Genomic DNA, 12,591 nt, shown 5'->3' on the forward strand with positions numbered 1-12,591 from the left:
ACCTCCTCCACAGATTCCGGGGCCCCATGACCAACTCTCAACCGCCATCGGACCCTTCCCAGCAGCCCGGGCAGTCCGGGCCGAACACGCCTCCGACCGGAGCTCCGAGTGGTCCCCAGGTCCCTGGGAACCCCTCCGGGAGCCAGATCCCTCCCGGGCCGAACACGGCAGGGCATGCCGCGGGTGGTCGGCCGCCGGCCGGCCCGCCATCGGGTGGACCACCTCCCGGTGGACCACCGCCTCAGGGCGGAGCCCCCTCCGGTGGTCGGCCACCGGCCGGTCCCCCGAGCGGTGGACAGCCGAACCTCGTTCCTCCGAGCGGAGGACGGCCGCCGATGGGCGGCCCCCTGGGCCCGCCCCCGGGAGGAATGCCGCCGGGTGGTCCGCCGCCTCCCGGAGGGATGCCCCCCGGTGGGATGGGTGCGGGCGGTCTGCCTCCCGGTGGCCCCGGAGGTCCCGGTGGCCCCGGTGGCCCCGGAGGTCCGGGCATGCCGCCGCCCCCCGGTCCCTATGGTGGTCCCCCCGGCCCGCCGCCCCTGCCCCCGCTCGGCCTGTTCAAGTCCAAGTCGGGCCTGCGCGCCGCGCTGCTCAACCTGTCCGGGGTCGGCGCGGGCTACTTCTACCTGCGCAGTTGGCTGTTCTTCGGGATCAACGTAGGCGTCACCCTCGCGCTCCTGGTCACCGCGGCGATCCTCGGTGCGGCCGACAACCTGCTCGTGTGGGTTCCCTCGCTGCTCTTCTGGATCCTGATCACCGTCGTGCACGGTCTGTTCGCCGGCCGCTCGCACGACCGACGACTCATGGGTACCGGACAACAACCCTCCGCCAAGCCCATGCCGATGATCCTCGCGGCCTGTCTGGTACTGGTGATGGCCGCCTCGCTGGTCGGGGTGTGGCAGGCAGGTGAGTGGCGACTGCGAGTGGCCGACGCGGCTCACGCGCGTGGTGACTGCGACACCGCGATCGACGCCTACAACGGGGTCGAGGCCGGGTTCCAACTCTCCATGTCCCCGAGCCTGATGAACCGGGCACGTTCCGGTGTGGAGGCCTGTGAACTGCTGCGTCGCGCCCAGGCCGACGTGGAGAACGAGGCCTACGACCACGCCCTGGAGTCCTACGGCGAGTACTTCGCGCACGGGTCCGCGCAGTGGGAGGACACCGACGGCAGCGTCGCCGAGGTCCACCTGGACTACGCCTCCCAGCTCGCGACGGAGGCCGACGAGCTGTACAGCGGAGAGGTGACCTCGGATGTCGAGGAGGCCTTCCGTCAGGCCCAGGAGACCTACACCTTCGTGGCCGAGGACTTCTCGGACACCCCCGCCGCGGAAGAGGTGCCCGCGGCCCTGGTCGATCTGTACGACCTGGCGACCGGCGACTACGCCGAAGAGAGCTGGTGCGGGGCGTTCGGTCAGATCGGCATGTTCGACGGCCTGAACTGGGACTCCGCGCCCGAGATCGCCGATCGCATCGATGAGGAGCGTCCCAACGCCGCCCTTCAATGTGGTTGGGACCAGGTCGACGAGGAGAACTTCGACGAGGCCGAGGACCAGGTCGAGTTCCTCACCGCCGACTACCCCGAGCACGAGGCCGACGAGGTCGAGGACCTGGAGCGGCACATCGGTGCCGGCCGTGTCGAGCTTCAGATGGACCTCGCGGTCATCGTGGGCGAGAGCGACCTGGACGGCACCGCCTGGGAGACCGGCGGTGGGGACAAGGTCAAGGTCCAGTACGTCAACCACACCGACGAGGACATGCGTTTCCTCTACGTCGGACCGGACGCGGTGCACGGTGAGGTCATCATCGAGCCCTGCGACAGCTGTGACACCTCCTCCGCGCCCACCGACACCTCCTGTCTCAGCGACTCCAACGCGATGGACCTGACGCTGGACCCGGGCGAGTACCGGATCGTCATCGGAGCGGTCGACAACTTCACCAGCAAACCCCTGCACAACACCATCAACATGAAGGCCGGGGAGACGTACGCGGACTGCTTCTACACGGACTGATCTCGAGCGCTTCACGGACACGAGGAAACCGAACGGGGCCCGCGCGAGTCATCATCGTGCGGGCCCCGGGGTCCTTGAGCGGTTCCCGGTTTGCGTACTGTGTGCTTCGGAGCACGTACGCCTGGAACGGGGGTCACCATATGGGAGGGCACACGTCCTGCTCGCTTCGGGTGGCATGGGACGAAGGACTCACCACCTACGATTTCGGGGCGCAGCACCCGATGGCGCCGATCCGGGTCGAACTGACCATGGCGCTCAGCCGTGAACTCGGCGTCTTCGACGGGCCGGGTGTGGACCTGATCGACGTGGAGCCGGCCTCCGACGAACTGCTCTCCCTGGTGCACGACCCCGCCTACATCAAGGCGGTCAAGCGGGCGGGCAAGACCCTCCAGCCCGACGACACACACCTGCTCGGCACCGTCGACAACCCCGTCTTCCCCGACATGCACGACGCGGCCGCGCTGATCTCCGGCGCCTCGGTGGCCGCCGCCGAGTCGGTGTGGACGGGAAAGAGCGCGCACGCCGCGAACATCGCGGGCGGCCTGCACCACGCCATGCGCGGACACGCCTGGGGCTTTTGCGTCTACAACGACCCCGCTCTGGCCATCGCCTGGCTGCTGGAGCAGGGGGCCAAGCGGGTCGCGTACGTGGACGTGGACGTCCACCACGGCGACGGCGTCCAGAAGGCCTTCTACAACGACCCGCGCGTGCTCACCATCAGCCTGCACGAGTCCCCGGTGACGCTGTTCCCCGGTACCGGTCAGGCCTCGGAGGCGGGTGGTCCGGACGCGGAGGGCTACGCCGTGAACGTCGCCCTGCCCGCGGGCACCGGCGACACCGGCTGGCATCGCGCCTTCGACGCGGTCGTCCCACCGCTGCTGCACGAGTTCCAGCCGGAGATCCTGGTGACCCAGCAAGGGTGCGACACCCACGCGCTGGACCCCCTGGCCAACCTCACGCTCAGCGTGGACGGGCAGCGTCGCGCCTACCAGGAACTGCACAAGCTGGCCCGTAAGACCGCGGGCGGTCGTTGGCTGATGTTCGGCGGTGGCGGGTACGGCCTGGTCCACGTCGTGCCCAGGGCCTGGAGCCACCTGCTCGGCGAAGCGGCAGGTGCCCCCATCGACCCCGACCTCGAGACCCCGCAGAAGTGGCGCGACTTCGTACGTGAGCGCACCGGCGAACTCGCGCCGCTGTACATGACGGACGGACGCGAGGTCACCTTCACACCCTTCGAGAACGGTTACGACCCGGGCGACCCCATCGACCGGGCCATCCACGCCACCCGCACCGCGATCTTCCCCAGCCACGGCATCGACCCCACTCTCTGAACCCCCGATCCCACCTGCCCGGGTGGTCGGGTCACACGATGGTTGAAATCCGCGTGTTCGCGGAGTGGCCGGCCCATGGCGGGTAGGAAGGGGATGAATACCGGGCGAACGAGAGTCGGCGCCTTGGTGGCCGCCCGACGTGTCACCGCGATCGCCGCTCAGGAAAGGAAGGGGAACGCAGGTGACGCCGCCGACACGCGCCGAACTCATCACCTATCTGGTTCGCACGGGGATCGCGGGGCATGTCGACACCCCACGGCAGAACAACCTGCGCCATTATCGACGGCTCGTCCAGAAGGACCCCTATCACCAGTTCGGCCTGACCTTCTCGCACGACTGGACCTTCAGCGAGGTCCTCTCACTGCTGAGCAAGCGGTGCGGTGTGGTGGACGACGAGGAGTACGTGTGGGGGATCGACACGATCGACCCGGACCGGACCATCGACGCGCTGGAGGCCCTCGCCGACCGGCTGGTGTTGGCCGCGGAACGCCGTGAACGCGTCATGTTCGCCACCGGTCACCCCCGCAACCTCCAGGAGACCTACGCCGCGTGGAAGGACGCCCTGGTCGAGCGCGGCTGCACCGTGATCACCGCGGCCGGTGGGTACTCCTACGAGGTGACCACGGAACGCCCGCCCAATCGGCGGATCGTGGTCTGGCGGGACGACGTCGCCATGGTGACCGACGGCCGACTGCCCCGGCACAGCCACCATCCGTTCGCCATGCGGGCGATCCTGAACGAGCTCGGAGGTCGCGGTGAGGCATGGCCGCAGTTGGTCATCGCCGATCATGGATTCGCCGGGGCCGCGGGGGAGATGGGGGTGCCGACGGTGGGCTTCGCGGACTGCAACGACCCGGCCCTGTTTCTCGCCGAACACGAGGGAAAGCTACTGGTCACGGTGCCTTTGGACGATGGTTATCTGACCGATGACTACGCCCCCCTTCGGGATTACGTTCTCTCCCGGGCCGGGTTCCTTTGAGCAGGGTGGGCCATTTATACCCACCGTTAAACCTCATCCGACCCGTGCACAACGGACAACCCGGAAGCGTGCACGAACGACCTTCCCTAGAGGGGAACTCGGCTCTACTCTGAAAACGGACGTGTCAGTAGTGACGGCATGGCACGCCGGCGTGTCGGTGGGACGAACACGGTTTCCGGGGTCGTTCGGCCAACGCCCGGTGTGCCAGGGCTGAAGGGTAGACAATTGATCACGTCCGGGAATGAGGGCGTCGCAAGATGAACGGGAGCAAGCCGCCTCTCGAAGAGGTCAGGTTCTTGACCGTGGCGGAGGTCGCCACGATCATGCGCGTATCCAAGATGACCGTTTACCGAATGGTGCACTCGGGAGTTCTCCCCGCAATCCGTGTGGGGCGGTCCTACCGGGTCCCCGAACGTGCCGTGCACGACTACCTCCGCGAGGCTTTCGTCGAGGCCGGTTGATCGGTGGGATCCGGGTGTGGGGCGGAGACGCTCGACACCCGGTTCACCGCCACCTGAGGGACGGCGCGCCCCCGGCGCCGTCCCCCATGGTGACCTTCCCTCGTCGGCGGTCGCTCCGGGAACGGGCCGAACGGCTCTTGCCCCGGGGCGACGAAGGGCATCTCAAGGCATCTACTACACTTTGTCGTTGTTGTAGTCCGCCCTGATCACACCCCGTTCGCGAGGTTGCCTGGATGCCCAGTACCAGTACGGGTACGCGACGCAGTCGTGCCGTGCCGCGCCTGTCGGCCGCCGCTTTGGCCGCCGTCCTCGCTTTGTCCGGCTGCGCCGGTGGAACCGAGATCGAGAGTGGCGGCGAAGAGGACCGCTTCATCTCCGGTGACGGCAGCGCCACCGTCTTCGAGGCCGACGAACGCGAACCCGCGCCCGACGTCGAAGGCAACACCTTCGAGGGCGACGACCTCGCCCTCTCGGACTACGAGGGGCAGATCCTCGTCATCAACGTGTGGGCCAGCTGGTGCGGTCCCTGCCGTGCCGAACAGCCGGTGCTCGACGAGGTGCACACCGAGTACGAGGGCCTCGGCGTGGACTTCCTCGGCGTGAACATCAAGGACAACGAGACCGCCGCACGGGCCTACACCGAGAACAAGGGCGTGGCCTACCCGAGCCTGCACGACCAGCCGGGCGAGATCCCACAGGCGTTCCGGGAGACGGTTCCGCCGCGCGCCATCCCGAGCACCCTGATCCTGGACCCGAACGGCGACATCGCCGCCCGCGTCATCGGCCCCACCACCTATGGGCAGCTCACCGACCTCCTCGACCCGCTGGTCGTCGAGTTCGACCTGGGCGACCCCGAGGAACGTCCTCGGGTCGCCGAGGAGGAGGGCGATGACTACGGGGCCGATGACTCCGAGAGCGCCGAGGCCACGGAGGGCACCGAGGACGCCGCCGAGGACGATGGCTGATGGATCCCATCGGTACCACGATCCTGTCCGGTTCGCTCCTGCTCGCCGCGCCGCTGGCCCTGGCCGCGGGGCTGGTCTCCTTCCTCTCCCCGTGCGTCCTGCCCCTGGTACCCGGATACCTCTCCTACGTGTCCGGGATGAGCGGCTCGCACGTGCGGGAGCGCCAAGAGGCGGCGGGAGAGGGCGGAACCGTCACCGACATCGACACCGAACTCGCCTCCCGTCGCTGGACGATGGTCACCGGAAGCGTGCTGTTCATCGCCGGTTTCAGCCTGGTGTTCATCGCCGTGGGCGGGTTCATCGGCTGGCTCGGCGACCTGTTCATGGCCTACACCGACCCCATCACCCGGGTGCTCGGCGCACTCACGATCGTGCTCGGCCTGGCCTTCATGGGGTTCGTGCCGGGGCTCGGTCGCGAGTTCCGGTTCCACCGTCTGCCCCGGGCCGGCCTGGCGGGTGCGCCCCTGCTCGGGGTCCTGTTCGGGCTGGGTTGGACCCCCTGCATCGGACCGACCCTGGCCGCCGTGCAGACCCTCGCCTTCGTCGAGGGCGGCGCCGGTCGCGGCATGCTCCTGTCCCTGATCTACTGCGTCGGTCTGGGTCTGCCCTTCATCCTGGCCTCGCTGCTCTACCGGCGCGCGCTCAACTCCTTCGACCGACTCAAGAGCCACACCCGCACGGTCGCGACGGTCGGCGGGATCATGCTCGTCCTGGTCGGCCTGGCCATGGTGACGGGGTTGTGGACCGAGATGACCATCGCCATGCAGGGATGGGCCGCGAACTTCCAGACGGTGATCTGACTTGACCACGACCAAGACCGACACACCGACGAACCCCGAGGAGAAGCCGCGCCCCGCCAAGGGCCTGGGGCTCCTGGGATGGGCGCGCTGGATCTGGCGCACGCTCACTTCGATGCGCACCGCGCTGATCCTTCTGTTCCTGCTGGCGCTGGGAGCGATCCCCGGATCGATCCTGCCGCAGAACGTGGTGAGCGTCGACGAGGTCGCCTCCTACTTCCAGGAGAACCCGGAGCTGGCGCCCTGGCTCGACCGGTTCTACCTCTTCGACGTGTTCTCCTCGCCCTGGTACGGGGCCATCTACCTGTTGCTCTTCGTGTCGCTGGCCGGGTGCGTGATCCCGCGCGCCATGGTCCACGCCAAGGCCGTGCGGGCCAGGCCGGTGGCCACCCCGCGCAACCTGGGCCGCATGCCGTACGTGGCACGGTTCGGCACCGACGCCACCCCCGACACCGCGCTGGAACAGGCGCGCAAGGTTCTCAAGGGGTACCGGACCGAGCGCTACGGTGACTCGTTGTCCGCCGAGACGGGCTACCTGCGCGAGGCCGGGAACGTACTCTTCCACCTGGCCCTGCTCGGGTTGCTCCTGGCGCTGGCCGCCGGTTCCTTCTTCGGCTACCGCGGCAACATGCTCATCGTGGAGGGCGACGGGTTCGCCAACACGCTGCCCTCCTACGACGCCATCTACCCGGGGCACTGGACCGACACCGACGAGTTCGCCCCGTTCACCATGCACCTGGACGATTTCGAGGCCACCTTCATCCAGGACGGTGACCTGCGCGGCCAGGCGGAGGCCTACGTCGCCGACGTCACCTACACCGAGGAACCCGGTGGTGAGGAGAAGACCCACCGGCTGGAGGTCAACCATCCGCTGAGCGTCGACGGCGTGCAGGTGTACCTGCTCGGCCACGGCTACGCGCCGCGGTTCGAGGTCCACAACGCCGAGGGCGACCTGGTCTTCGACCAGGCGGTCCCGTTCCTGCACCGCGAGACCATGACCTACGCCTCCGACGGTGTCGTCAAGGTGCCCGACACCGGCGGCGAGGAGCTCGGATTCGTGGGTGTCTTCCTGCCCACCGCCGACGAGGGGGCCGAAGGGGAACTGGTGTCCACCTACCCCGGCGCGGAGAACCCCAAGGTGACGCTGGACGCCTACCGAGGCGACCTCGGCATGGTCGACCCGCAGTCGGTCTACCAGATCCAGACCCAGAACATGGAGGGACTCGGTGAGTCTCCCGTGATGGCGGTCGGTGAAACCTGGGAGCTTCCCGATGAGGCCGGATCGATCACCTTCACCGGTGTCCAGGAGTACGTCACCCTGCAGAGCAACCGGGATGGGGCGCGGGTGCCCGCGCTCACCGCCGCGACCCTGGCCGTTGTGGGTCTGATCGTCACCCTGTTCGTACGCCCCCGTCGGGTCTGGGTGCGGGCCACCGAGGACGAGGACGGACGGACCCGGGTGGAGCTGGCCGGACTCGGCAAGACCGAGGTGGCCGGCAACAACGCCGAGTTCCACGAGATCACCACACGGCTCGCCGGACGGCTCCGGAGTGAGTCCACCGACGACCCCACCAGCCCAACCGAAGAGTCGACCACACGAGGGAGTGACCGGTGACGAACATACTCGCCGCACCGGTGAACGAGAGCATGGCCTCGGCCAGTGACACGCTCATCATCGCGATGATCGTGACCTACGCCGCCGCGCTCTTCATGTTCGCGATCGAGGCCGCGTACGGCCGTCGTACCAAGCTCAAGGCCGGCCGCCTCATGCCGGTCGGCGCCGGATCCGTCGATGGCGGCGACAGCGACATCGAGGTCGACGTCCGTACCAACGAGGGGGAGGCACGGGCCTCCCAAAGCGTGCTCGGTCGCATCGCCCTCGGCGTGACCGCGCTGGGCTTCCTCTTCAGCCTCGCCCAGATCATCACCCGTGGCATCGCCGCCGGTCGCTGGCCGTGGGGCAACATGTTCGAGTTCGTCGTGGCGATGTGTCTGGTCGCCGTCGGCGCGCTGCTGTTCGCCTCCTGGCGCTACCAGGCCCGCTTCCTCGGTGCCTTCGTGCTCGTCCCGGTGCTACTCCTGCTCGGCATCGGTGTGCGTTGGCTGTACGTCGACCCGGGGCCGCTGATCCCGGCGCTGCAGTCCTACTGGGTGCCGATCCACGTGACGGCGGTGATCATCGCGGGTGGCGCGTTCATGGTGTCCGGTGTCGCCGGCGTCACCTACCTGGTCGCGCACCGGGCCGAGAGCAAGAGGGCACTGGGGGAGAAGGTCGCCGGTATCGCCGGACGGCTGCCCAGCTCGGAGCTGCTGGACCGCATCTCCCACCGGTTCATCCTCTTCGCCTTCCCGCTGTGGACCTTCGGCGTCATCGCCGGGTCGATCTGGGCGGACGAGGCCTGGGGCCGCTTCTGGGGCTGGGACCCCAAGGAGGTCTGGTCGTTCATCTCCTGGGTCATCTACGCGGCCTACCTGCACGCACGGGTCACCGGTGGTTGGCGTGGACCCAAGGCCACCTGGATCAACGTGCTCGGTTTCGCGACCGTCATGTTCAACTTCTTCGCGGTGAACTACATGTTCAGCGGCCTGCACTCCTACGCCTGATCGGCGGCGGAGAGCGAACGCGACTCTTTCGAAGGGCGGCCCGAGGGATCGGGCCGCCCTTCGGTTTCTCCGCTCAGGGCCGAGACGTCAGCGGAGGCCCTCGCCGGACGCCGGAGGCGCGGTCGACCCGCGGACGATCAGGGAGGTCTCCAGGGTGACCGTGCCGGTGGACCCTGCCGCGTCCACCGAGCGAAGGAGGAGATCGACCGCCCCGTGCCCGGCCTCGGCGACCGGCATGGCCACCGTGGTCAGGGCGGGGCTGGAGTACCGGGCCACGTGGCTGTTGTCCACGCCGATCACGCTGAGGTCGCCCGGAACGTCGAGGCCGAGCTCGGTGGCCCGCTGGACGAGACCGAAGGCGAGCAGGTCGTTGTGGGCCAGGACCGCGGTGGCACCACTGGCCACGACCTCATCGGCCACGGTGTGGCCGCCCTCCTCGGTGGGTGGGTTGGGGCCCACGCGTTGGATCAGGATCCCGTGGTCCCGCGCGATGTGCTCGGTGGCGCGTTCGATCTCCCCGCTGGTCCAGGCGCGCGAGGGGCCGCCGACCACGGCGATCTCCCGGTGGCCGAGTTCGATGAGGTGTTCCATGGCCCGGCGGGCGCCGGTTCCGACGTCCATCAGGACCCCGGACACCCCGCGCAGCCGGCGGTTCACCACGACCAGCGGGATCTCTTGTGCCAACTCCGTTATGACCCGATTGGTCAGGCGTGGTGCGACCAGCACGGCGCCGTCCACCTGCTTGGCCATGGACCGGATGAGTTCCTCCTCCACCCGGGCCTGCTCGTCGGTGTCGGCGATGAACACGTGGTAGTCCCGGGCTCGGGCCTGAGCCTGGGCCGCCTTGATCAAGGGCGGGAAGAAGGGGTTGGCGATGTCGGCGACGATGAGCCCGAGGTTGCCGGTCCTACTGGTGGACAGCGCCCGCGCCGCCCGATTGGGGCGGTAACCGAGTTCCTCCGCCGCGGCGAGGACACGCGCGCGTGTTTCGGCGTTGACCAGGTGCGTCGCGGAGAAGGCCCGCGAGACCGTGGAGACGTGGACCCCGCTCACCCTGGCGACGTCCTTGATGGTGACGGCCACCCGTGGACTCCGTTCCGCTGGTCGGTCTTGAAGACGGCAAGCGTTTGCCCCATGGGCGCCCTTTCACCCTTGCCGCTTTTGTCATCGTGACCCATCGAAGGCCCGGCTTTCCAGCATTTTCCCACAACAACTCTGTAGGGGAGGGTTGACTGGTTCAGGAGTATCGGGGAGGTTCATGCAAACGTTTGTATACGGATCTCGATCCGTCATCCCCCGGAGGAGCGCCGATGCGCAAACCGTCCCCGATTCCTTCCCTGACCCTGGCGGCCGTCCTGGCCACGACCACTCTCGTCGCCGTGGCTCCGGCCGCCGCCGAACCCGACGTCGACCCCCACGGCATCGGTCGCGAGACCCTCCAGGAGGGCGACGGTTGGGGCTCGGCCGGATACGGAACGACCGGCGGTTCGTCGGCCGCTCCCGAGGACGTCCACGTGGTCTCCACCTTCGAGGAGTTCCGTGACGCGGTCGGTGGCAAGGACGACGACACCCCCAAGATCGTCTACGTCGACGGGCACCTCGACGCCAACACCGACCCGAACGGCGCCCCACTGAAGTGCGAGGACTACGCGGTCGACGGATACACCCTGGAGGAGTACCTGAAGGCCTACGATCCCCAGGTCTGGGGTCGGGAGGACCCCGAGGGACCCCTGGAAGAGGCCCGCCTCGCCTCCGCCGCGGTACAGGCGGAACGGGTTCGCGTCGAGGTCGGATCCAACACCACCATCGTGGGCGCGGGCGAGGACGCCGTCCTCTTCGGGGCGAACCTGCGCGTCCACGACGTCGACAACGTCATCCTGCGCGACCTGACCTTCTCCGACGCGCACGACTGCTTCCCCGGCTGGGACCCCACCGACGGCGACAGCGGCAACTGGAACTCCGAGTACGACCAGGTGGAGGTCTCCGGCGCCACCAACGTGTGGGTGGATCACAACACCTTCGACGACGGCGACAACCCCGGCACCGAACTCCCCGAGTACTTCGGCCGCAAGTACGAAGTGCACGACGGACTGCTCGACATCGTACGAGAGACCGACCTGGTGACGGTGTCCCGCAACCACTTCCACGGCCGGGACAAGGCGATGCTGTTGGGCAACAGCGACGGCCGGACCACCGACCGCGGGTACCTGCGGGTGACCTACCGGCACAACCACTTCGACGGGTTGGGGGAGCGAGCGCCCCGGGTGCGGTTCGGGCAGGTGCACGTCCACAACAACCTCTACACCGTCCGGGATCCGGAGCACTTCGGTTACAGCCTGGGGGTCGGCCTGGAGTCACACCTGTACGCGGAGAACAACGTCTTCGACCTGCGCGACGGGATCGGGGCCGGCGAACTGCTCCGCAACTGGGGCGGTACCGACGTCGTGGAGCACGGGAACGTGACGATGTCGGAGGGCGGCGGTCGTCTCACCCCCGTGGACCTGGTCGCCGAACACAACGCGCGATACCCGGACACGCCGCTGGGCACCGGGCTCACCTGGGTGCCGCGGTTCACGGCCGAGGTCGAATCGGCGCACGCGATCCGCGGGCTGGCGCGGGAGGTCGGGGCCGGACTCCTGTGAGGCCCTGACCCGCTCCCTGAAACGCGTTTGGGCCGCACCCGATTTCCTCGGGCGCGGCCCCCAACGTTGGTTCGAGCGGCGGTACCACTCGGGGCGACTAATCCTCAGGATCGATGCGTCGGTTCAGTCGACGGAGGAACTCCGGATCGTCATCGGGTCCGAGCGGGTGCGGGCTGCCGGAGGGGTTGGAGAAGTCGGACGGGTCAAGGTCATCCGCGGACACGTCCTGGGCCGGAGAGGGCGCGTCACCCGGCACAGGAACGGTCTTGCGTGGCCGGCCGAGGAAGAACCAGAGGATCCATCCCACAGGCACGAACAGTCCGATGACGACCAACCACAGGATCTTCGGTAGGTTCCGAGCTTCCTGGGCAGGGGTGGTCAACGCGTCGAAGAACGCGTACACCCATAGAACGATCGATACGAGCGTGATCAGGCCACCGAGCCACACCATGGTTCCAGCCTACTCTCGCTGTCCACTCCCCGTGGCCCGGCCCAGGGATGCGGGAGACCCCACGGAGCCCGGGGCCGTCGAGGACGTTGCTCTGTCTTATGTCAGGGGGTGGTCTCGCTGGGCTCCCCGAGGAGGAGTGCCCGTACCTCGGACTCCCGGAAACGGCGGTGCCCGCCAGGAGTGCGGATGCTGCTGATCCGCCCGGATGCGGCCCAGCGGGTCACGGTCTTGGGATCAACCCGGAAGAGTGAGGCCACTTCCCCGGGGGTCAACAGGCGTTCGCTTGCTCGTTCCACCTTCACATTCCCCCAATCATGCCCGCCTTGAGTGAGGGGGCGGCGGGCGTTTGATCCCC

At 68.3% G+C, this 12,591-nt stretch carries 12 protein-coding genes; 9 read left to right on the forward strand and 3 right to left on the reverse strand.

Annotated features, from left to right (window positions below; genetic code table 11):
• Positions 1-488 precede the first annotated feature (488 nt).
• From NLI01S_RS18555 to ccsB, 8 genes are all read left to right on the forward strand, one after another.
• A complete protein-coding gene (locus tag NLI01S_RS18555; protein ID WP_067606316.1) occupies positions 489-2,006 on the forward strand; it encodes a hypothetical protein in 1,518 nt (505 codons plus the stop codon).
• A gap of 170 nt (positions 2,007-2,176) precedes the next feature.
• Positions 2,177-3,337, forward strand: coding sequence for an acetoin utilization protein AcuC (locus NLI01S_RS18560; RefSeq protein WP_067606350.1), 1,161 nt, complete (start codon positions 2,177-2,179; stop codon positions 3,335-3,337).
• A 181-nt stretch (positions 3,338-3,518) separates the two neighbouring features.
• Positions 3,519-4,316 carry a phosphatase gene (locus NLI01S_RS18565; RefSeq protein WP_067606318.1) on the forward strand — a complete coding sequence of 266 codons (798 nt, stop codon included), beginning with the start codon at positions 3,519-3,521 and terminating at the stop codon, positions 4,314-4,316.
• Between the two features lie 257 nt (positions 4,317-4,573).
• Complete coding sequence (locus NLI01S_RS18570; RefSeq protein WP_013155995.1) at positions 4,574-4,777, forward strand: helix-turn-helix domain-containing protein; 204 nt, start codon at positions 4,574-4,576, stop codon at positions 4,775-4,777.
• A gap of 233 nt (positions 4,778-5,010) precedes the next feature.
• Positions 5,011-5,742, forward strand: coding sequence for a TlpA family protein disulfide reductase (locus NLI01S_RS18575; RefSeq protein ID WP_084392704.1), 732 nt, complete (start codon positions 5,011-5,013; stop codon positions 5,740-5,742).
• Positions 5,742-6,542 carry a cytochrome c biogenesis CcdA family protein gene (locus NLI01S_RS18580; protein ID WP_067606322.1) on the forward strand — a complete coding sequence of 267 codons (801 nt, stop codon included), beginning with the start codon at positions 5,742-5,744 and terminating at the stop codon, positions 6,540-6,542. The genes NLI01S_RS18575 and NLI01S_RS18580 overlap by 1 nt, the downstream gene beginning before the upstream one ends.
• A gap of 112 nt (positions 6,543-6,654) precedes the next feature.
• A complete protein-coding gene (gene resB, locus NLI01S_RS18585) occupies positions 6,655-8,154 on the forward strand; it encodes a cytochrome c biogenesis protein ResB (RefSeq protein WP_371850620.1) in 1,500 nt (499 codons plus the stop codon).
• A complete protein-coding gene (gene ccsB / locus NLI01S_RS18590) occupies positions 8,151-9,143 on the forward strand; it encodes a c-type cytochrome biogenesis protein CcsB (RefSeq protein ID WP_067606326.1) in 993 nt (330 codons plus the stop codon). Before resB ends, ccsB begins: the two co-directional genes overlap by 4 nt.
• 87 nt (positions 9,144-9,230) lie before the next feature.
• On the opposite strand, the gene NLI01S_RS18595 is transcribed toward ccsB, so the two are convergent.
• On the reverse strand, positions 9,231-10,226 hold the full coding sequence (locus NLI01S_RS18595; RefSeq protein WP_067606328.1) for a LacI family DNA-binding transcriptional regulator: 996 nt from the start codon (positions 10,224-10,226) through the stop codon (positions 9,231-9,233).
• Between the two features lie 227 nt (positions 10,227-10,453).
• On the opposite strand from NLI01S_RS18595, the gene NLI01S_RS18600 reads away from it, so the two are divergent.
• Complete coding sequence (locus NLI01S_RS18600) at positions 10,454-11,785, forward strand: pectate lyase family protein (protein ID WP_067606330.1); 1,332 nt, start codon at positions 10,454-10,456, stop codon at positions 11,783-11,785.
• Positions 11,786-11,882: 97 nt separating this feature from the next.
• Here NLI01S_RS18600 and NLI01S_RS18605 read toward each other — a convergent pair whose 3' ends face one another.
• Positions 11,883-12,236 (reverse strand): PLD nuclease N-terminal domain-containing protein, encoded by a 354-nt coding sequence (locus tag NLI01S_RS18605; RefSeq protein ID WP_067606332.1) that lies wholly within the window; start codon positions 12,234-12,236, stop codon positions 11,883-11,885.
• 101 nt (positions 12,237-12,337) lie between these two features.
• Positions 12,338-12,538, reverse strand: a complete 201-nt coding sequence (locus tag NLI01S_RS25380; protein ID WP_017603819.1) for a BldC family transcriptional regulator — start codon at positions 12,536-12,538, stop codon at positions 12,338-12,340.
• Positions 12,539-12,591 lie beyond the last annotated feature (53 nt).

The organism is Nocardiopsis listeri NBRC 13360 (assembly GCF_001570765.1).
Classification (GTDB): domain Bacteria; phylum Actinomycetota; class Actinomycetes; order Streptosporangiales; family Streptosporangiaceae; genus Nocardiopsis; species Nocardiopsis listeri.

Excerpts from the sequence above, each read along its gene's own strand:
- NLI01S_RS18555 (WP_067606316.1), top strand. The coding sequence starts at position 489 with ATGCCGCCGCCCCCCGGTCCCTATGGTGGTCCCCCCGGCCCGCCGCCC.
- NLI01S_RS18570 (WP_013155995.1), top strand. The coding sequence starts at position 4,574 with ATGAACGGGAGCAAGCCGCCTCTCGAAGAGGTCAGGTTCTTGACCGTG.
- NLI01S_RS18575 (WP_084392704.1), top strand. The coding sequence starts at position 5,011 with ATGCCCAGTACCAGTACGGGTACGCGACGCAGTCGTGCCGTGCCGCGC.
- NLI01S_RS18580 (WP_067606322.1), top strand. The coding sequence starts at position 5,742 with ATGGATCCCATCGGTACCACGATCCTGTCCGGTTCGCTCCTGCTCGCC.
- resB (WP_371850620.1), top strand. The coding sequence starts at position 6,655 with ATGCGCACCGCGCTGATCCTTCTGTTCCTGCTGGCGCTGGGAGCGATC.
- NLI01S_RS18600 (WP_067606330.1), top strand. The coding sequence starts at position 10,454 with ATGCGCAAACCGTCCCCGATTCCTTCCCTGACCCTGGCGGCCGTCCTG.
- NLI01S_RS18605 (WP_067606332.1), bottom strand. The coding sequence starts at position 12,236 with ATGGTGTGGCTCGGTGGCCTGATCACGCTCGTATCGATCGTTCTATGG.